This is a genomic window from Pseudomonas sp. GD03944, from assembly GCF_029839275.1.
Taxonomy (GTDB): domain Bacteria; phylum Pseudomonadota; class Gammaproteobacteria; order Pseudomonadales; family Pseudomonadaceae; genus Aquipseudomonas.
Genome location: NZ_JAOCAH010000003.1, coordinates 13,248 through 33,103, shown reverse-complemented (window position 1 = coordinate 33,103; position 19,856 = coordinate 13,248). Strand labels below are relative to the sequence as shown.

At 64.6% G+C, this 19,856-nt stretch carries 19 protein-coding genes; 16 read left to right on the top strand and 3 right to left on the bottom strand.

Annotation, left to right across the window (positions count from 1 at the left end):
- Window positions 1–54 precede the first annotated feature (54 nt).
- The 3 genes from N5C28_RS06180 to aceK form a co-directional block, all read right to left on the bottom strand.
- Window positions 55–189, bottom strand: a complete 135-nt coding sequence (locus N5C28_RS06180) for a PA1414 family protein (protein WP_279821107.1) — start codon at window positions 187–189, stop codon at window positions 55–57.
- 207 nt (window positions 190–396) lie between these two features.
- Window positions 397–2,448, bottom strand: coding sequence for a TonB-dependent receptor (locus tag N5C28_RS06175; protein ID WP_279821106.1), 2,052 nt, complete (start codon window positions 2,446–2,448; stop codon window positions 397–399).
- Entirely contained in the window at window positions 2,445–4,169 is a 1,725-nt protein-coding gene (aceK, locus tag N5C28_RS06170) for a bifunctional isocitrate dehydrogenase kinase/phosphatase (protein ID WP_279821105.1), read from the bottom strand. The genes N5C28_RS06175 and aceK overlap by 4 nt, the downstream gene beginning before the upstream one ends.
- Window positions 4,170–4,606: 437 nt before the next feature.
- On the opposite strand from aceK, the gene N5C28_RS06165 reads away from it, so the two are divergent.
- From N5C28_RS06165 to N5C28_RS06090, 16 genes are all read left to right on the top strand, one after another.
- The gene (locus N5C28_RS06165) at window positions 4,607–5,443 is read left to right on the top strand and encodes an ABC transporter ATP-binding protein (protein WP_279821538.1); all 837 of its coding nucleotides are present in this window, start codon (window positions 4,607–4,609) and stop codon (window positions 5,441–5,443) included.
- Between the two features lie 35 nt (window positions 5,444–5,478).
- Entirely contained in the window at window positions 5,479–6,501 is a 1,023-nt protein-coding gene (locus tag N5C28_RS06160; protein ID WP_279821104.1) for an ABC transporter substrate-binding protein, read from the top strand.
- Window positions 6,498–7,274, top strand: coding sequence for an ABC transporter permease (locus N5C28_RS06155; RefSeq protein WP_279821103.1), 777 nt, complete (start codon window positions 6,498–6,500; stop codon window positions 7,272–7,274). The genes N5C28_RS06160 and N5C28_RS06155 overlap by 4 nt, the downstream gene beginning before the upstream one ends.
- Window positions 7,274–8,038 carry an SDR family oxidoreductase gene (locus N5C28_RS06150; protein WP_279821537.1) on the top strand — a complete coding sequence of 255 codons (765 nt, stop codon included), beginning with the start codon at window positions 7,274–7,276 and terminating at the stop codon, window positions 8,036–8,038. Before N5C28_RS06155 ends, N5C28_RS06150 begins: the two co-directional genes overlap by 1 nt.
- Before the next feature lie 14 nt (window positions 8,039–8,052).
- A complete protein-coding gene (locus N5C28_RS06145) occupies window positions 8,053–8,592 on the top strand; it encodes a cupin domain-containing protein (RefSeq protein ID WP_279821102.1) in 540 nt (179 codons plus the stop codon).
- Between the two features lie 4 nt (window positions 8,593–8,596).
- Window positions 8,597–9,466 carry an alpha/beta hydrolase gene (locus N5C28_RS06140; RefSeq protein WP_279821101.1) on the top strand — a complete coding sequence of 290 codons (870 nt, stop codon included), beginning with the start codon at window positions 8,597–8,599 and terminating at the stop codon, window positions 9,464–9,466.
- Window positions 9,463–10,290 (top strand): IclR family transcriptional regulator, encoded by an 828-nt coding sequence (locus N5C28_RS06135; RefSeq protein WP_279821100.1) that lies wholly within the window; start codon window positions 9,463–9,465, stop codon window positions 10,288–10,290. Before N5C28_RS06140 ends, N5C28_RS06135 begins: the two co-directional genes overlap by 4 nt.
- Before the next feature lies 1 nt (window position 10,291).
- A complete protein-coding gene (locus tag N5C28_RS06130; protein ID WP_279821099.1) occupies window positions 10,292–11,089 on the top strand; it encodes an SDR family oxidoreductase in 798 nt (265 codons plus the stop codon).
- The gene (locus N5C28_RS06125) at window positions 11,082–12,764 is read left to right on the top strand and encodes a thiamine pyrophosphate-binding protein (protein WP_279821098.1); all 1,683 of its coding nucleotides are present in this window, start codon (window positions 11,082–11,084) and stop codon (window positions 12,762–12,764) included. Before N5C28_RS06130 ends, N5C28_RS06125 begins: the two co-directional genes overlap by 8 nt.
- 10 nt (window positions 12,765–12,774) lie before the next feature.
- The gene (locus N5C28_RS06120; RefSeq protein WP_279821097.1) at window positions 12,775–13,578 is read left to right on the top strand and encodes an aspartate dehydrogenase; all 804 of its coding nucleotides are present in this window, start codon (window positions 12,775–12,777) and stop codon (window positions 13,576–13,578) included.
- A gap of 10 nt (window positions 13,579–13,588) precedes the next feature.
- Window positions 13,589–15,079 (top strand): aldehyde dehydrogenase, encoded by a 1,491-nt coding sequence (locus N5C28_RS06115; protein ID WP_279821096.1) that lies wholly within the window; start codon window positions 13,589–13,591, stop codon window positions 15,077–15,079.
- Window positions 15,076–16,041 carry a VOC family protein gene (locus N5C28_RS06110; RefSeq protein WP_279821095.1) on the top strand — a complete coding sequence of 322 codons (966 nt, stop codon included), beginning with the start codon at window positions 15,076–15,078 and terminating at the stop codon, window positions 16,039–16,041. The genes N5C28_RS06115 and N5C28_RS06110 overlap by 4 nt, the downstream gene beginning before the upstream one ends.
- 13 nt (window positions 16,042–16,054) lie before the next feature.
- A complete protein-coding gene (locus N5C28_RS06105; protein ID WP_279821094.1) occupies window positions 16,055–17,203 on the top strand; it encodes an FAD-dependent monooxygenase in 1,149 nt (382 codons plus the stop codon).
- 205 nt (window positions 17,204–17,408) lie between these two features.
- Entirely contained in the window at window positions 17,409–17,636 is a 228-nt protein-coding gene (locus tag N5C28_RS06100) for a recombinase-like helix-turn-helix domain-containing protein (protein WP_279821093.1), read from the top strand.
- Between the two features lie 21 nt (window positions 17,637–17,657).
- Complete coding sequence (locus N5C28_RS06095; protein WP_279821092.1) at window positions 17,658–18,692, top strand: aromatic ring-hydroxylating dioxygenase subunit alpha; 1,035 nt, start codon at window positions 17,658–17,660, stop codon at window positions 18,690–18,692.
- Between the two features lie 8 nt (window positions 18,693–18,700).
- Complete coding sequence (locus tag N5C28_RS06090; protein WP_279821091.1) at window positions 18,701–19,660, top strand: PDR/VanB family oxidoreductase; 960 nt, start codon at window positions 18,701–18,703, stop codon at window positions 19,658–19,660.
- Window positions 19,661–19,856: the final 196 nt, after the last annotated feature.

The following is a 19,856-nucleotide window of genomic DNA, read 5'->3' as shown; positions in this document are numbered from 1 at the left end:
TCTGGAACGCCGCCTGCCGGACGGGCAGGACGGACACGGTGGACGCCGCGTGAATCAGCGGCGACGACGCGGAGCCTGGGGCTCGCGCGGAGGGTTGTTGCGTACCGGGACAGGCTGCGGTTGCGGCCGTTCCAGCAGACCGAGGGCAACCAGCAGGTCTTCCAGGGTGTTTTGCATCTTGGCGATCATGAGACTTCCTCCTGCCAAGGACATCGACTGGGTACTCAGGGTACCTGACCCAAGCCTAGATGAAAGTGCGGCAAAACGCCCGCCTTTCATGCCGAGCGGTCGTAGGACGTCTGCGCCGAGCCGATATGAAAAGCTCGCCGCTGAAGCGCCTCCCACAGCCGCCTGTGTGGGCCACCTGTGTGGGAGGGGCTTTAGCCGCGACAGGCCTCAGAACGTCGCGCGCATCCCCACGTACAGGGTGCGGCCCGGGCCGGGTTCGAAGTAGCGACCGTTGGCGTCGTTGATCCGCACGTTGTCGAAGTAACGCCGATCCAGCAGGTTGTCGACGCCCAGGTACGGCTCCCAGCTCTGCTCGCCGACATCGAAGCGCTTGCCCAGGCGCAGGTTGGTCAGCGCATAACCCGGCACCCGCACGTCGTTGCGGTCGTCGGCGAACATGTGGTCGAAGGCGCTGACATTCAGCCGCGCGTACGCCCCTTCGTGCTCGTAGCCGAGTTCGGCGAACAGCGTCTGGCGCGGCAGGCCGGCGATGTGATTGCCCTGCAGATCGGTGCCTGCCACCTGGTACTGGTCGAAGCGATAACGGCTGTAGGTGTAGGCCGTGGTCAGGCGCCAGCGCTCGTGCCACTGCCACTGCAGGCTGGCTTCCAGGCCGTCGCGGCTGGATTCCCCGGCGTTGCGGTAGAAATTGCGCCCCGGCTGCCCGGGCAAGGTGAAGGTCACCAGTTCGTCTTCCAGGTCCATGCTGAACAGCGCCAGTTCGTAGCGCAGGGTCGACCACTCGCCTTTCAGGCCGATCTCCCGGTTCAGCGCCTGGGCCGGGCTCAGGCCCGGGTTGAAACCGCCCCCCCCGGGGTTGGCCAGCTCGTTAACGGTGGGCGTTTCGAAGGAGGTGGAAATCCGCCCGTACAGCGACTGGTGCGCGCTCAACCGGTAGCTCAGGCCCAGGCTGTAGTTCCAGTCCTCCAGGTTGCGCGAGCCGGAGTCGTCGCGGCCGTCGGCGAGAAAGCGGTCGTCCACCGCCAGGCGCACCTTGTCGTACCGCAGGCCAAGGGTGGCCTGCCACTTGTCGCTGAGAGTGATCTCGTCCTCGATGAACAGGCCGCTGCTGTCGGCCGACTCGTCCTGGCGCTGGGTCAGGTTGCCCCGGGTGCCCAGCAGGTTGTCGTAGCGGCGACGGTCGTCCTCCTGGGTTTCCACGTCGAAGCCCACCGTCAGCTTGTGCGGCAGCCCGAGCATCTCGCGGTGATGGCTGTACTGCCCGCCCACCCCGCCGGACAGGCGATCGAAGGTGGTCTGCCCGCCGTTGGTGAACGACAGGCGATTGCCGAACTCGCGGCGCGCCACGTAGCTGCGCAGCTGGTACTCGTCGGCGCCGCTGGCGAAGCCGTCCCAGACCAGCGCCAGGCGCTGCTGGCGGATGTACTCGTCGGCATCGAAACGCAGGTTGTTCGGCGCCGCCTGGTTGCGGTCGGCCCGTACTTCGGCGGCGGTCAGGCCGCCCGGGTCTTCGGCGCGGTTGTCGATGGCATTGAAGCTCAGGCCCAGCCGGCCGGCATCGCTGTACCAGCGCAGCTTGCCGGTCAGGCTGTTGGTTTCCGCCCGGGAGTGCTCGCGGTAGGCATCCAGCTGCGTGCTGTTGAAGGCCAGCAGCCCGCCCAGGTTGTCGTGCATGCCCGAGGCCTCGGCGCGCAGGCGCCGGTAGCCCAGTTCGCCACCGCTCAGTTCCACCGCGGCATGGGGCTCGGCCGTCGGTTCCCGGGTCTGGATCGCCAGCACGCCGCCGGCGGCGTTGCCATACAGCACCGATGCCGGCCCGCGGATGACTTCCATGCGTTCCACCAGCCCGAGGTCGAGGCCGTCCAGTTCGGTCTGCCCGTCGGGCATGGTCAGCGGCACGCCATCGACCAGCACCCGCACCCCGCGCACGCCGAAGTTGCCCCGGGCGCCAAAGCCGCGAATCGACGGGCGCAGGCCCTGGGCGAGGTTGTAGCGGTTCTGGCTGAACACCCCGGGCACCGGCGCCAGCAGGCGGTCCAGCGCCAGGTTCTGCTCGCCGGGAGCGTCCTGGGCATCCACCGCGCTGACCGCCGCGGGGGCGGTCAGCCAGCGGCTGCTGGTGCGGGGCGAGGTGATGATCAACGGAGCGGTTTCGGCAACCGACGTTTCGTCGGTGGTGTCGGCCAGCGAACTGCTGGCCCCGCTGGTGAGAAAGATGCCGGCGACGGCGTTGAACCAGGTTTTCGAATGAACAGTCATTGGGGGTCTTGGTCGACTCTGCGGCGATAGGGGAATACATCGATGACCTTGCCGGCCCGGATGACCGCTTGCAGGCCCTTCCAGTAATCGGCGTCGTACAGGTCGCCATGCAGCTGGCTGAACAGCCGGCGCTGGCGGATATCGGCGAACAGGAACGGCGGAAACTCCTCGGGGAACACGTCCAGCGGAGCGACCGAGTACCAGGGTTCGGAGGACATTTCGTCCTCGGGGTAACGGGGGGGCGGAATGCGCCGGAAATTGACCTCGGTGAGGTAGCAGATCTCGTCGTAGTCGTAGAACACCACGCGGCCATGGCGGGTGACGCCGAAGTTCTTCAGCAGCATGTCGCCGGGGAAGATGTTGGCCGCCGCCAGTTGCTTGATCGCCAGGCCGTAATCGTCCAGCGCCTCGCGCACCTGGGTTTCGCTGGCGTTCTCGACATACAGGTTGAGCGGTGTCATGCGCCGTTCCGTCCAGCAGTGGCGCACCAGCACGCTGTGGCCCTCGACCACCACGGTGGACGGCGCCACCTCCAGCAGCTCGGCCAGGCACTCGGGCTCGAACTTGCTCAGGGGAAAGCGGAAATCGGCGAATTCCTGGGTGTCGGCCATGCGCCCTACCCGGTCCACGCTTTTCACCAGGCGGTACTTCTCGATCACCGTATTGCGGTCGACGCTCTTGGCGTGCGAGAAGCGGTCCTTGATGATCTTGAACACCGTGTTGAACCCCGGCAGGGTGAACACGCTCATCACCATGCCGCGCACGCCGGGGGCCATGATGAACTTGTCGTCGGTGGTCGCCAGGTGGTTGATCAGCGCCCGGTAGAACTCCGACTTGCCGTGCTTGTAGAAGCCGATCGAGGTGTACAGCTCGGCGATGTGCTTGCCCGGCAGGATGCGCTTGAGGAAGCCCACGAACTCCGCCGGGATCGCTACATCGACCATGAAGTACGAGCGGGTGAAGGAAAAGATGATCGACACCTCGGCCTCGTCGGTGATCGCTGCATCGACCTGGATACCCTGACCCTCGGGATGCAGCAGCGGAATGACCAGCGGCCATTGTTCGTCCTGGGTGAACACGCGACCCACGAGGTAGGCGCCCTTGTTGCGATACAGCACCGAGGAAAAAAGTTCCACCGTTAGCACCGGGTCCTTGCACACCCAGTCCGGCAGGCTGGCGCGCAACTGACGCTCCAGGCGCGCCAGATCCCGCGGCAGGTCGGCGAACGGCACGGCGAAGCGGTAGTCGGCAAAGATCGCCTGGAGCATGTCGCCGAGGTTCTGCTCGCAGCGGTAGCGACGGGTCTGCGCCGCACGCTGGCGGTCGTGCAGCGACGGCCGGGTGGTGTGGATGAACATGCAGCCGTCGCTGATCAGGTCGTGGCTGAACAGGCTGCAGAAGATCGAGTTGAACCAGGTTTCCGCCAGTTCGTCGTCGAAACGCAAGTCGATTAGGCCGATGTAGGCGCTCTTCACCAGCGGCCACTGGGTGACGTCGAGCAGCTGTGCGCTGAACCGCTGGCGCAGGCCGTCGCTGACTTCACCGACCTTTTCCTCGTACAGGTTGATGCGCGCCGCCGAGGCCTGCTGCGCCTCCTGCCACTGCGCCTGCTCGAAGCGCGCCTGGGCGCCGTCGGTGATCTGGCGGAAATGCTCACGGTAGTCGTCGAAACCCGCGAGTATCTGCTGGGCGATATCGGTAGCCGGCCATGACGGGGGCATAAACAGGACCTCTGTCAGATAGAGCGATGAGCTTAGCCAGCGTCCTACGCGGTACGCCAGCCTGATACTCAGGTAGAAAACGAAAGAAGGCCTTTCGGGCCATCGGGACTGCGGCGACCCGCACATGATGTTGAGCACGGCGCAGCCCGCATCGGTTTCACCCATGAAACAAATGTCCCTCGGCAGCGTTACCGCTTGCACACCAGCCTCTGGCTCACTCCCGGCGTCCGACGGTCACACTGTGAAATTCTGTCCCATATAAAAAACCATGTTCCATATATAAAACGTAAGGAAATTTCTTACACGACATAACCACATGATTAATAAAGAATTTTTAAATTAAATCAGCACTTTTTGTGACTGGCATTCTTAATGCACTCAGCGGAGTTCAATACCAATAAGACAGACCCGAGAGTTTCCCCATGGCCGTGAAAGAGATGTACGCAATCGCTTCGCCCTGGAACGCCACACACTCAGAAACCGAACATGCCCCTACCGAAATCGAGTTCCGTAATGTCGGCAAGTCGTTCTCGACCAAGGGACAATCCGAAGCGCCTTTCGCCATTCAGGACGTGAACTTCACCATTCGCCGCGGCGAGGTGGTCTCGATCATCGGCCCCTCCGGCTGCGGCAAGAGCACCATTCTCAATATGGGCTCCGGCCTGTACCTCCCCACCCGGGGTGAAGTGCTGGTCGGTGGCGAAGTGGTCAGCGGCCCGGTACCCAAGGTCGCGTTCATGCTGCAGAAGGACCTGCTCATGCCCTGGCGCAGCATTCGGCAGAACGTCGAGCTGGGCCTGGAAATCCAGGGAATGGCAGCAACGAAGCGCACCGCCATCGCTGAAAACCTGCTCAAGCGTTGCCACCTGCATGGTTTCGGTGATCACTACCCGTTCCAGCTGTCCGGCGGCATGCGTCAACGTGCAGCGCTGGCCCGCACCCTGGCGATCGACCCCCAGGTACTGTTTCTCGACGAACCATTCTCGGCCCTCGACGCGCAGACCAAGATGATTCTGCAACAGGATCTGGCGCGGATGCTTTTCGAAGAGAAGAAAACCGCATTGTTCATCACCCATGACCTGGTCGAGGCCATCGCCCTGTCCGACCGCCTCCTGGTCATGAGCGCACGCCCCGGCACCATCATCGAAGAAATCGAGATTGACCTGCCGTTTCGCGACAACCCCCTGGAACGCCGCAAGTTGCCGGAAATCGGCCCGTTGGCCGGCCGCCTGATGGATCTGCTGAAGGTCGGCGAAGACCTCGACCTGCACTGATTGACGCCCCACTCAAAATCGAATCGGGAGTACGCATGCTCACCACCTCTATCAAGCGCGTGGCTCATACGGCGCTGGCCGCCATTGCGCTCAGCCTGACCGCCCCTGCTCACGCCGAGCTGACCAAGGTCACCTACCTGTTGCCCGCTCCACCCAGCCTGCCGGCCTTCGCGCCGTGGGTTCTGGCCAAGGAAAAGGGCTACTACGAGGCCGAGGGCCTGGACCTGAAATTCATCGCGGCCAAGGGCGGTGTCGATGTGGCCAAGCAGATCGGTGCGGGTAACGCCCTGATCGGCGGCGCCATCGGTGACACACCGATCATCGTTCGCCCGAACGGCATTCCGGTGCGTGCAGTGGCCATACTCGGCGGCGGTGGCGTGACCATGATCGCCACCAATGCCGGCGAGAACATCCGCTCGATCAGCGAGCTCAAGGGCAAGACCCTGACCGTGATGTCCTACTCCGACACCACCTACTACGCCCTGCTCGCCTCGCTGCGCAAGGCCGGCCTGGGCAAGAACGACGTCGATATCCAGGCCGCCGGGCCATCGGGTGTCTGGCAGCTGTTTTCGGCGAACAAGGCCCAGGCCATGGCCGGCGTGCCGGACTGGGTGGTGAATGCCGAAGAGGCCGGGGTCACCTACGACCTGATCCCCCGTGAACAGGTCTTCGAAAGCATGGCCCAGGCCATCCTTGCCTCCGACGACGCCATCGAAAACCACCCGCAGATCGTCCGGGGCGTGGTCCACGCCACCCTGCGCGGCCTGCAGGACATCATCGAAGACCCCGAAGCCGCCGCCGCGAGCTTCGCCCGCGCGGTCCCGACCTACGCCGGCAAGGAAGACCTGCTGGAGCGGACCATGCGCCTGTACATCGAGTACGTCTACGCCGGACAGCCCGTGCTCGGCCGTATCGACCCGGCCCGCCTGGATGCGGTGCGCACGTTCTATGTCAGCGAAGGCATCGTGACCCGCGAACCGGCGCTCGACGAGCTCTACAGCAACCAGTTCATAGCCCGGAACAGCCCCGTCACCGCCTCCGAGGTAAATGCCCGATGAGAAACCTCAACACGTCCATGCTCGGCAGCATCGCCCTGCTGGTTCTCTTTCTGCTGCTCTGGCAATGGGGCCCCGGCCTGTTCGGCATGCCCGAGTTCGTCATGCCGCCGCTCAGCCGCGTCACCCAGGAAGGCCTGCTGATGTGGCAGTCCGGCAATCTGCTGCAGCACACCCTGATCACCGCCTTCGAGATCATCGTCGGCTTCGCCCTGGGGGCGCTGCTCGGCGTGGCGATTGGCGTCTCGCTAGGGCTTTCACCAGCGGCCGAGGCCATCCTCTCGCCGTACATCCTGGCCTTGCAGATAGCGCCCAAGGTGGCCTTCGCCCCGCTGTTCGTCATGTGGCTGGGCTACACCATCTACCCGAAGATTCTCATCGCCATCCTGATCGTCTTCTTCCCGGTGATGATCAACGTGCTCTCGGCCATCCGCACGGTTGATCCGGACATGATCAACCTCGTGCGGACCATGAACGCCAGCCGCTGGCAGATCTTCCGCCTGGTGGAATTTCCGTCGGCCATGGCCGCTCTGTTCTCCGGTCTGCGCATCGCGTCGACCCTGGCGGTAATCGGGGTGACCGTCGGCGAACTGGTCGGTGGCAACCAGGGCCTGGGCTTCCTGCTGGTGCATTCCGAAGGTCAGGGCAACACCGCCGGCGTGTTCGTTGCCATCGTCATGCTCACCGTCATCGGCGTACTGGCCTATGGCGCGGTGGTCTGGGCGGAGAAGCGCGTTCTCCACTACCTCCCCAAAGCCATGCTGAGCACGCAATGATGACCGCCTTCAAGAATCTGCTCGAAGGCCGCCGCGTGCTGGTCACCGGCGGTGCTGGCGGCCTGGGCTACAGCTTCGCCCAGGCCATCGCCGAGGCCGGTGCCCGGGTGGTGATCGCCGACGTGCTCGCTGGCCGGGTGCAGCAGGCTGCCTGCGAACTGAGCGAGCTTGGCCTGGATGTCAGCGGTGTGGCGCTGGACCTGGCCAACCCGGTGTCCATCGACACCTGCCTGGAACGCACCGTCAAGCGGCTGGGCGGGCTCGATGGCCTGGTCAACAACGCGTCGATCACCAACTCCGGCGGTAAAAGCTGCGAAGAGCTGGACATCGAGACGTGGGATCGGGTCATGCACGTCAACGTACGCGGCACCTGGCTGATGACCCGTGCCGCCCTCCCGGCCCTGCGCGAAAGCGGCCGTGGTGCGGTCATCAACCTGGCTTCCGATACCCCGCTGTGGGGCGCGCCGAACCTCTTGGCCTACGTCGCCAGCAAAGGCGCGTTGATCGCCATGACCCGCAGCCTGGCCCGTGAACTGGGCAACGCCAACATTACCGTCAACGCCGTCGCACCCGGCCTGGTGCGGGTGGAGGCCACCGCCTACGTCCCCGAGGCCCGCCACCGGCTGTACACCGAACAACGGGCCATCCAGCGCCCGCAACTGCCCGATGACGTCAATGGCGCGGTGCTGTTCGCCCTGTCCGACCTGTCGCGCTTCATCACTGGACAAACCCTGCCGGTCAACGGCGGGTTCGTCATGCCCTGAGCAAGGAGAACACCATGACCGACCTTTCCCAACAACACGATGCCCCGAAATCCTGGGACCGCCCCGCCGGCGCGGACCTGGCCAGCTGGATGCAGTCCCGTATCGCCCGCTACGAGACGCGCCGCTACGACTGGAACGCGTTGAAATTCCAGGCTGACTACGACCCCAAGTTCCGCCGTGCGCAGATGCGTTACGTGGGTACGGGGGGCACGGGCGTGAGCAACGACATGAACACCATTCCGTCCGAGCACTTCACCTTCTCGACCATGGTCATTCCCGCCGGCCATGAAGGCCCACCGCACCTGCACACCGACGTCGAAGAGGTGTTCTTCGTCTTGCGCGGCAAGCTCAAGGTCATCATCGAAAAGGACGGCGAGCGCTTCGAGACCATCCTTACCGACCGTGACCTGATTTCCGTGCCGCCTGGGGTCTACCGCGAGGAGATCAACATTGGCGATGAAGACGCGCTGATGTGCGTGATGCTCGGTGCCAAGAAGCCGGTGACACCCACCTATCCGCCAGCGCACCCGCTGGCCACCATCAAGCGCGGATGAGCCAATGACCACGGTCATCGAAAATCCCCTCGCGCCGCTGCAGGAGCAGCTCCAGCAAAGCTTCGCCGAGCGCACGGTGCGCATCGGCGAGGGCCAGCAGGGGTTGCGTGAAGCAGGTCGTGGCGCGGCTATCGTGCTGCTACATGGCATCGGCTCCGGTGCCGCGTCCTGGCTGCAGGTGGCCATGGCCCTGAGCGATCGGGCCCGTGTGATCGCCTGGGACGCCCCCGGCTATGGCCGCTCCACACCCCTTGCGCTGCCCATGCCCAAGGCCGGTGACTACGCCAGGCGCCTGGGGCAGCTGCTCGATGCCCTGGCCATCGAATGCTGCGTGTTGGTCGGCCACTCCCTGGGCGCACTCCCGGCAGCAGCCTTTGCGCAGGCTCATCCGGATCGGGTCAGTCGCCTGGTCCTGCTGAGCCCGGCACGTGGCTATGGCGCCTCCGACCTCAGCGAGCAGGGTCAGGCGGTACGCGCCGCACGCCTGAGTGCCCTGGAACAACATGGCATCGCGCAGATTGCTCGCGAGCGCAGCGTGCACCTGGTGTCCGCTGCTGCCAGTGCGACAGCCCTGCACTGGGCGCAATGGAACATGGCACGCCTGCTGCCCCAAGGCTACCGCCAGGCCATCGAATTGCTCTGCGGCGACGACCTGCTGCGCTACAGCCCGTTGAACGTGCCGTGCGAGGTGCACTGCGGCAGCGCCGACAGCATCACCCGCGCCGAAGCCTGCCAGGCCCTGGCCAGCGCATTCGATGCACCGTTCAGCCTGATTGCCGGTGCAGGCCATGCCTGCGCCATCGAACAACCCGACGAGGTGACCGGGCGCCTGGCCCTGGCACTGGACGCCTCTTTCGCAGGTGGAACACGATGAACGACACCGACTCGTTGAAAGAACATCAGGACAAATACATCGTCCCCGGCCTGGAGCGCGGTCTTCTGCTGCTCTGCGAATTCAGCCGGCAGAACCGCACCCTCACCGCTCCCGAACTGGCTCGGCGCCTGTCCCTGCCACGTTCCACCATCTTTCGCCTGCTGACGACGCTGGAAACCATGGGGTTCGTCACCCGCAGCGGCAATGAGTACCGTCTGGGCATGTCGGTCCTGCGCCTGGGCTTCGAATACCTGGCGTCGCTAGAGTTGACCGAACTGGGCCAGCCGCTGCTGGCGCGTCTGTGCGACCACTTGAACTACCCGAGCAACCTGGTGGTGCGCGACGGTCGCTCGATCGTTTACGTGGCCAAGGTTTCACCGCCATCGGTGTTTTCCAGCGCGGTGACCGTCGGCACCCGACTCCCCGCTCACGCCACGGTGCTGGGGCGGATTCTGCTGACTGACCTGAGCCTGACCGAGCTGCGGGAGCTGTACCCGGAAGAACACCTGGAACAGCACTCGCACTGCACCCCGAAAACCGTGCTGGAACTGTTCGATCTGGTACAGGCTGACCGCCTGCGCGGCTACGTCAGCGGTGAAGGCTTCTTCGAGTCGACCATCTCGTCCATCGCCGCCCCGGTACGCGATGCCAGTGGCCACGTGGTCGCTGCCCTCGGCCTGACCATCCCCACCGTGCAGATCGGCCACATCAACTTCGTCAATCTGCTCAACCAGGTACGCAACAGCGCTGCTGAGCTGTCGCAGTTGCTCGACTACACCCCCAACGCCGGCCATGGGCGCGTCACAGCGCTGATGAGGGACTGAGATGAACCCCTACCAACTTCACGACAGCACGGTAATCGTCACCGGTGGCTCGTCCGGTATCGGCTATGCCTGCGTCGAGCTGCTGCTGGAAGCCGGCGCCCGGGTGGCTTTTTGCGGGCGCAATGAAGAGCGCCTGCGTAACGCCGAAACGCGGCTGCGCGAGCGCTTTCCCGAAGCGGCTTTGTGGGCCCAGGTGTGCGACGTGCTCGATGCCGATTCGGTCCGTGCCTTCGCCGCCGCCAGCCTGGCCGCGCTCGGTCCGGCCCAGGTGCTGGTCAACAATGCCGGTCAAGGCCGTGTATCGACCTTTGCCAATACCACCGACGAGGCCTGGAGCGACGAACTGCAGCTGAAGTTCTTCTCGGTGATCAACCCGGTGCGCGCCTTCATGAGCCAACTGCAGAGCCAACCGAACGCCTCGATCGTCTGCGTCAACTCGCTGCTGGCCTGCCAGCCGGAGCCGCATATGGTTGCCACCTCGGCCGCCCGGGCCGGGGTTAAAAACCTGGTGCGCTCGATGGCGTTCGAGTTCGCCGAACAGAACATCCGGGTCAACGGCATCCTCATCGGCCTGGTCGAATCCGGCCAATGGCGGCGCCGCTTCGAGGCCCGCGAAGAACGCGAGCAGAACTGGTCGCAATGGACCGCGCAGCTGGCGCAACGCAAACAAATTCCCCTGGGCCGCCTGGGCCTGCCGAAGGAAGCGGCGCAGGCGATCCTGTTCCTCGCCTCGCCCCTGTCGGCCTACACCACTGGCAGTCATATCGATGTATCCGGAGGCCTGTCCCGCCATGCGTAACGAAAACACTGTCACCGTCGGTGCCGTCATCACCGCGTTTCTCGAACAATGCGAGGTCAAGGCTGCCTTCGGTGTGATCTCGATCCACAACATGCCGATCCTCGATGCCTTCGCCGTGCGCGGCAACATCCGGTTCGTCATGGCCCGCGGCGAAGCCGGGGCGACCAACATGGCCGATGCCTACGCCCGCAGCACGGGTGGCCTGGGCGTGTGCCTGACCTCCACCGGCACGGCCGCCGGCAACGCCGCCGGGGCGATGGTCGAGGCGCTGACCGCCGGCACTCCCCTGCTGCACATCACTGGTCAGATCGAAACGCCGTACCTCGACCAGGAGCTGGCCTACATACACGAAGCCCGCGACCAGTTGACCATGCTCAAGGCGGTCTCCAAGGCGGCATTCCGCGTGCGCAGCGTCGAGACCGCGCTAAGCACCTTGAAACTCGCCGTGCAGACTGCCCTGACCGCGCCCACCGGCCCGGTCAGCGTGGAAATCCCGATCGACATCCAGTCAGCCTACATCCCCATGCCCAGCGACCTGTCACCGCTGCCGATCCCGATCGCCGCGCCTGCCGCCGAAGCACTCGACCTGGTCGCCGAACGCCTGGCCAGCGCCACACGCCCGTTGCTCTGGCTCGGTGGCGGCGCGCGCCATGCCGGTGCGCAGGTCAAACGCCTGCTGGACATGGGCGTTGGCGTGATCACCTCGACCCAGGGCCGGGGGGTGGTCAACGAAGACGACGAGCGCTGCCTGGGGGCGTTCTCGCAGAACAAACGGGTCGAAGATTTCCTGCAGACCTGCGATGCCCTGGTGGTAGCCGGCTCACGCCTGCGCAGCAACGAGACCTTCAAATACGCCCTGAAGCTGCCACCCACCACCTTGCGCATCGACGTCAATCCGGCGATCGAGGGGCGAAGCTACCCCAGCGACCTGTTCATCTGCGGCGACGCCGCGCAAGCCCTAGATGGCCTGGCCGACCGCCTGCAAGGCCGTCTGAACCTCGATCCAAACTTCCTGCCCGAGCTCAAGGCCGTGCGTGAACAGGCCCGCAAACAACTGATCGCCGACCTGGGCCCGTACTCGGCGATGGTCGAACAGTTGCAGGGGCAAACCGGGCGCGACTTCACCTGGGTACGCGACGTGACGCTGTCCAACAGCATCTGGGGTAATCGCCTGCTCAACCTCTACCACCCGCTCTCCGGTGTACACGCCCTTGGTGGCGGTATCGGTCAGGGCCTGGCGATGGGCATTGGCGCCGGGGTCGCGGCAGCGGAAACCGCACCGGGACGCAAGGTGTTCGTCCTGGCTGGCGACGGTGGTTTCATCCTCAACCTCGGCGAATTGGCAACCCTGGTCCAGGAAAAGGCCAACGTGGTCATTTTCCTGATGAACGACCAACGCTACGGGGTGATCCGCAACATCCAGGATGCCATCTACGGCGCCCGTCACGCCTACGTCGAGCTGCACACCCCGGACTACGGCAAGCTCGCCGAGTCACTTGGCCTGCGCCATGGCCTGGTCAGCGACCTGAATGATTTCGGCGCGGTGCTCGATGGCGCCCTCGGCGAGCCAGGCCCGTTCCTGCTGGAAGTCGACATGCTCAGCGTCGGTGGTTTCGCCACTCAGTTCGCCGGCCCTCCCAACAGCGAAACCAAGGCACAGAAGGCCACGGCCTGAGGACCCCATCATGTTGCATATCACCATGATCGGCTGCGGCGCCATTGGCGTCGGCGTACTCGAATTGCTGGAGCAAGACCCGCAGTTGTGCGTCGACGCGGTGATCGCCTCGGCCGGCTCCGAAGACCTGGTGCGCCAGCGCATGGCCCGTTTTCGTCAGCCCCCTCAGGTGCTCACCGCCCTGCCCACCGATGCGCACCCCGACCTGCTGGTCGAGTGCGCCGGCCACAAGGCCATCGAAGAACACGTACTGCCGGCGCTGGAACGCGGCATCGCGTGCCTGATTGTCTCTGTCGGCGCGTTGTCCGAGGCCGGCCTGGTCGAACGCCTGGAAGCGGCAGCCGCACGCGGCAACACCCGCATCGAACTGCTGCCCGGGGCCATCGGTGGCATCGATGCGCTGTCGGCGGCCAAGGTCGGCGGCCTCGATTCGGTCGACTACATCGGTCGCAAGCCGGCACGAGCCTGGAAGAACACCCTGGCCGAACAGGTGTGCGATCTGGACAGCCTCAACGAGCCAACCGTGATCTTCGAAGGCAGCGCCCGGGAAGCGGCACGGCTGTACCCGAAGAACGCCAATGTTGCCGCCACCCTGTCGCTCGCCGGCCTGGGCCTGGACCGAACCTGGGTAACGCTGATCGCCGACCCGCTGAGCGAAGACAACGTGCATCAGTTTCAAGCACGTGGCGCCTTCGGCGGCTTCGAAATGAGCCTGCGCGGCAAGCCGCTGCCGGCCAATCCGAAGACCTCGGCATTGACCGTCTACAGCGTGGTCCGCGCCCTGGGCAACCACGCACATGCCATTTCCATCTAGGGGACTGCCCATGACTGTGGAACAGAGCTTACCCATATGCATCGCCGGCACCTGGCGTCTGGGTGGCGGTGAGCGCTACGCCACCCACTACCCGGCGACCGGCGAGCCCGTCGCCTGGCTCAATGCCGCCAGCCTGGAGGATGTCGAAGCCGCCGTGCAGGGTGCGCACCAGGCCTTCCTGCACAGCGGCTGGGCACAACGCAAGCCGCACGAGCGCGCAACGGTGCTGTACCGCATCGCCGGGCTGATTCGCGAACGTGCCGAGGAGCTGGCGCAGCTGCAACGCCAGGACAACGGCAAGCCGATCAACGAAACCCGCGCCCTGGTTGCCAGTGCCGCAGGCACCTTCCAGTTCTTCGCCGCCGCCTGCGAAACGCTGGAAGAAACCATCACTCCGTCACGGGGTGACTTCATCAGCATGAGCGTTTACGAGCCCATGGGGGTGGTCGCGGCGATCACCCCCTGGAACTCGCCGATCGCCAGCGAAGCGCAAAAAGTCGCGCCGGCCCTGGCCGGTGGCAACGCGGTGGTGATCAAACCTGCGGAGATCACGCCTCTGCTGGCCCTGCAACTGGCGCAGATCTGCGAAGACGCCGGCCTGCCCAAAGGGCTGATCAGCGTACTGCCGGGCAAGGGCTCGCTGCTGGGTGATGCACTGACTCGCCACCCGCTGGTCAAGCGCGTGTCGTTCACTGGCGGTACCCGCACCGGCAAGCACATCGCTCACATTGCTGCCGACAAGATGATGCCGGTATCGCTGGAGCTGGGAGGCAAATCGCCGACCATCGTCCTCGAAGATGCCGATCTCGATCATGCGGTGGCCGGCGTGCTGTACGGCATCTTCAGTTCCTCGGGCGAAGCCTGCATCGCCGGCTCCAGGCTGTTCATCGCACGCGCCCTGTATGAGCCGTTCATGACCCGCCTGACCGCTGCCGCAGCGCAATTGCGCCTGGGCGATCCGGCAGACGAACGCACCCAGATGGGCCCACTGATCAGCGCCAGCCACCGCGAGTCGGTGGAGCGTTATGTTGCCCTCGGCCTGGCCGAAGGTGGCCGCCTGCGCCTGGGCGGCGAACGCCCCAGCGGCGGTCTGTTCGACCAGGGCCACTTCTACCCGCCGACCATCCTCGAAGGCCTGGGTAATCACCAGCAGGTATGCCAGGAAGAAATCTTCGGCCCGGTGCTGGTGGCCCTGCCCTTCGACGGTGAAGACGCACTCATCGAGCAGGCCAACGACAGCCTGTATGCCCTTGCCGCCGGAATCTGGAGCCGCGACTACAAACGCGCCTGGACGCTGGGCCGCAAGCTGCAGGCCGGCACGGTGTGGATCAACACCTACAAGCAGTTTTCCATCTCGACCCCGTTCGGCGGCTGGCGTGACAGCGGGCTGGGCCGCGAGAAGGGTCGCCTGGGCATTCTGCAGTACATGGAACAGAAGAGCCTCTACTGGGGCATGAACCAACAACCGCTGGCCTGGGCCGGCGTGGAGACAGAGCAATGAGCGTACTGGGCATCGACGAAATCACCTATGGCGTGGAGGACCTGGCCACCTGCGCGCACTTCTTCTCCGACTGGGGGCTGAACAAGGTCAGCGAGCAGCCCGACGAGGTGATCTTCGAGACCCTCAATGGCTGCCGCGTTGTACTCGCCGCCCTCGACAAACCAGGACTCCCACCCGCCATCGAGCCTGGCTCGACCGTCCGCGAGGTGGTCTGGGGCGTCGAAAGTGAGGCAGACCTGGAGCTGTACAGCCAGCGCATTGCCAACGACCCAGGCTTTGTCGAAGGCAATGGCCGCATTGGTTGCACCGACCCCAACGGCCTGGCGATCCGCCTGCAAGTGACCCGCAAGTGCACGCTGGACATCGAGTGCAGCGGCCACAACACCTGGCAGAGCAAGGGCCGGATCAACAAACCGGCACCGGTCTATGACCGTGCCGCGCCGATCGAAGTCGGCCACGTGGTGTTTTTCGTCAAGGACGTCAACGCCTGCGAGGCCTTCTACCACGAACGCTTCGGCTTCCAGGCCTCGGACCGCTACCCCAACCGCGGTGCCTTTCTGCGGACCGCCGAGGAAGGCGGCCACCACGACCTGTTCATGCTTCAGCTTCCAGCGCCACGCGCCGGGCTCAACCACGTGGCGTTTACCGTGCGCGACCTGCATGAAGTGTTCGGCGGCGGCATGCACATCTCGCGCTGCGGCTGGGCCACCGAAATCGGTCCCGGCCGTCATCCGGTGTCGTCGGCGTTCTTCTGGTACTTCAAGAACCCGGCCGGTGCTCTGGTCGAGTACTACGCCGACGAAGACCAGCTGACCGGCGAATGGCAGCCGCGCGAGTTCGAACCCGGCCCGACGGTGTTCGCCGAATGGGCGATCGCCGGCGGCATCGATGGCAACACCCGGCGCCAACAGCACGTCGACGCCCCCCAAGGCAAATTCCTCACCGACAAGCCGAAACCTTGAGCAGGAGTTACCCATGCATTCCCTGAATATTGCAATCGCCGGTGCAGGCATCGGTGGTTTGACGGCTGCCATTGCCTTGCAACGAGCCGGGCACCAGGTCACCGTATTCGAGCAGTCCAGAGCCTTCCTGCGGGTCGGCGCCGACATCAACCTCACGCCCAACGCGGTGCGCGCGCTGGATGGTCTGGGTATCGGCCCCGCCGTGCGGATCCCTGCCGCCCGGCCCACCCACCGCATCAGCCGGATGTGGGACAGTGGCGAAGAAACCTCGCGCCTGGAAATGTCCGACACCGCTGAGCAGAAATACGGCGCACCGCAACTGACCATCCACCGTGCCGATCTGCTCGCGGCGCTGGCCGACGTTTTTCCGCGACAGCAGGTGCAGTTCGCCAAGCGCGCCGAATGGGTGGAACAGGCTGACGACGGCATTACCCTGCATTTCAGGGATGGCAGCCAGCACCATTGCGATGTACTGATCGGCGCCGACGGTATCCACTCGGTGGTGCGCAACGCACTGTTTGGCGAAGAGCATCCGCGTTTCACCGGTGTGGTGGCTTACCGCGCGGTGGTTCCGACCGAGCGGGTCGCGCATGTGCCGAACATCCAGGCGTTCACCAAATGGTGGGGACCGAACCCGCAAAGCCAGATCGTCACGTTCCCGCTGAATCAGGGCAAAGACATTTTCATCTTCGCCACCACGGCTCAAGACAGCTGGCATGAAGAGTCCTGGACCAGCGCAGGTGATGCCGACGAGTTGCGCAGCCACTATCAAGGGTTCCACCCGGATGCCCGCGCCCTGCTCGATGCCTGCAGCGATGTGCTCAAGACGGCACTGTATGAGCGCGACCCGCTACCGTTCTGGTCCAAGGGGCGGATCACCCTGCTGGGCGATGCCTGCCACCCGATGATGCCGTTCATGGCTCAGGGTGCCGGCCAGGCCATCGAAGACGCGGTGGTGCTTGCACGCCACCTGCAAGACATCGACAGCCCGGCATCCGTTGCCGCGGCTTTGCAGGCTTACCAGCAAGCGCGCCTTGAGCGCACCAGCCAGATCCAGATCGGCTCGCGGGGCAACCAGTGGCTCAAGGACGGCGGCAACGCCGACTGGGTCTACGGCTATGACGCCTGGGCCGTGCCCACCAATAACGCGGTCTGTGCATGAGCCGCGCCTTGTTGAGCACCGAACGGTTCAAGCATGGCCCGGCTTCATGGCGCGAGGCCCTGCGCCTGCCGCCGGGCCTCGCGCCAGCCCCGGTCGAGCTCAACCAGAGCGGGGCCCCGTTCAGCACTGAGGTTTTCCCGACCCCCCCCCTTTATTCCGGTACGCGAAACGATCCGCGAACGGATACGCAACGGAGGTCAATGACATGAGCACCAGCGAACGATTCCTCGAGCCCCATCAGGCTCGCACGCGGCCCAACACCCAGTTCGAAGAGCTGCTGGGTGACGCCATAGAACGCGCATTCGGCAACGGCGTGAGCGAACTGCCGGCGCTGCTCGCCCACCTCAACCTGGCCGGGCCGCCCTGCCCGCTGACCAGCGGCGAGTGGACCGAGGAGGCCTATAAAACCCTGATGGCCCGGCTGGGCGAATGACCCGGCACAAGGAATAACAAGATGAATATGCAACTGACCGCCGACCCTGTTGAACACCACCTGGCCAATGGCCTGAAAGACCTCTGGTTCCCGGTGCTGCCATCGGCGCTGCTGACCCACAAACCCGTCTCGATTCGCCGCCTGGGTTACAAGATCGCCCTGTGGCGCGACAACGATGGTCGCGTTCACGCCCTGGAAGACCATTGCCCGCACCGCGGCGCGCCGCTGTCGCAGGGCCCGGTACTGGGCGACCGCCTGCAGTGCCCGTACCACGGCGTCGAAGTGCGCTGCGACGGCACGGTGACCAAGGTCCCCGGCAGCCCCGGCTGCAAGCTCGAAGGCAGCCGCCCGACGCGGATGTTCCATACCCGCGAGACCGCTGGCGCGATCTTCCTGTTCAATGCCGACGACCCGCACCTGGAGACACCACCGGAGCTGGTATTGCCCGAGCAATTGAGTTCCCCCGAGTGGAGCAGCTTCCTCTGCTACACCGAGTGGAAAGGCGACTATCGCTACGTGCTCGACAACGTCATGGACCCCATGCACGGCACCTACCTGCACAAGATGTCCCACTCCATGAGCGAGGGCGAAGCCACCGCCAGGTTCATCACCCGTGACACCGCACAAGGCTTCTTCTTCGAGAAAGAAGGCCAGCGCGGGGTCAACTTCGACTGGACCGAATTCCTCGACAACGGCTGCCACTGGCTACGCCTGGAAATACCCTACCCGAAGACTGGTGGCCCGGGTGGCAACTTCACCATCATCGGCAGCTACACCCCGAGCAGCCGGGCGCTATCGGCAGTCTTCCACTGGCGCGCCCGACCGCTGACCGGCTGGCAGCGCGACACCTGGCGCTTCCTCTACAAGAACCGCCTCGAAGCACGCCACTGGGCGGTGCTGGAGCAGGACCGCGTGCTGCTGGAGTTCATGGAGTTCGACGCCAATCAGCGCGAGAACCTCTACCAGCATGACCTGGGCGTGGTCCGCCTGCGCCGCTACCTCAAGGGCAAGGCCAAGGAGCAATTGGCCCTGATCGAAGCCAAGCAACTGCCATGAGGTGGACGATGTCGAACGCATCCGTAGTCAGCGCGCTGGTGCACACCCTGCGCCATGAAGCCGAAGGGATCATCAGCGTCGAGCTACGCCCCTGGGGCGATAGCGTGTTCGCGCCGTTCGAGGCCGGCTCCCACATCGACCTGCACCTGGCCAACGGCCTGGTGCGCAGCTACTCACTGCTCAACGCGCCGAGCGACCAGGGCCGTTACGTGGTCGGCATCCTGCGCGACCGCAACAGCCGCGGCGGCTCGCGCTTCGTTCACGAGCAATTGCGGGTGGGCAGCGAGCTGAAAATCTCCCAGCCACGTAACAATTTCGCCCTCGACACCCACGCCAGCAACAGCGTGCTGGTGGCGGGCGGCATCGGTATCACGCCGATCTATTGCATGTTTCGCCAATTGCTGGCGCTGGGCAGGTCGGTCGAGCTGATCTACTGCGCCCGCTCCCGCCGCGAGGCAGCGTTGCTGGAAGAAATCGCCGAGAGCGGCGGCAAGGTGATCTACCACTTCAATGACGAGAAAGATGCCCTGCCGAATCTGGCCGGGTATCTGGTGGGGCGGCCGACCGATACGCACTTCTATTGCTGCGGGCCGACACCGATGCTCGACGCCTTTGAAGGAGCCTGTGAGCGCCTGGGTTATGCGCATGCGCATATCGAGCGTTTCAGCGCAGCCGAGTTGCCGCCCTCGGCGGATGCCCTGGACCGCTACAGCGTCGAGCTTAGCCGGTCGGGCAAGACACTGGCTGTCGAACCTGGCGTGAACCTGCTGGATGTGCTGCTCGAAGCAGGGTGCGATATCGAATACAGCTGCCGTGAAGGGGTGTGCGGCTCCTGTGAAACACCGGTACTGGAAGGCGAACTCGACCACCGCGATGGTGTGCTGACCAAAGCCGAACGGGCGGCGAACAGATCGATGATGGTCTGTGTGTCTGGCTGCAAGAGCCGCCGATTGGTGCTGGATATCTGACTGACCGAGTTGCTCCACACTTTGACCGACCCATCAGGGTCGGTTTTTTTTTGCGTAAAACAATGCGGCAAAGATTCCACTTACCAAACAACGAACGTACCGATCCGCATCACCTTGCGTATTGGCGCCACCGTTTCCCCACGCGGCTGTTACTTATATTCCGCGCCGTTCCAGATACGGCACAGAGCTGCTCGTT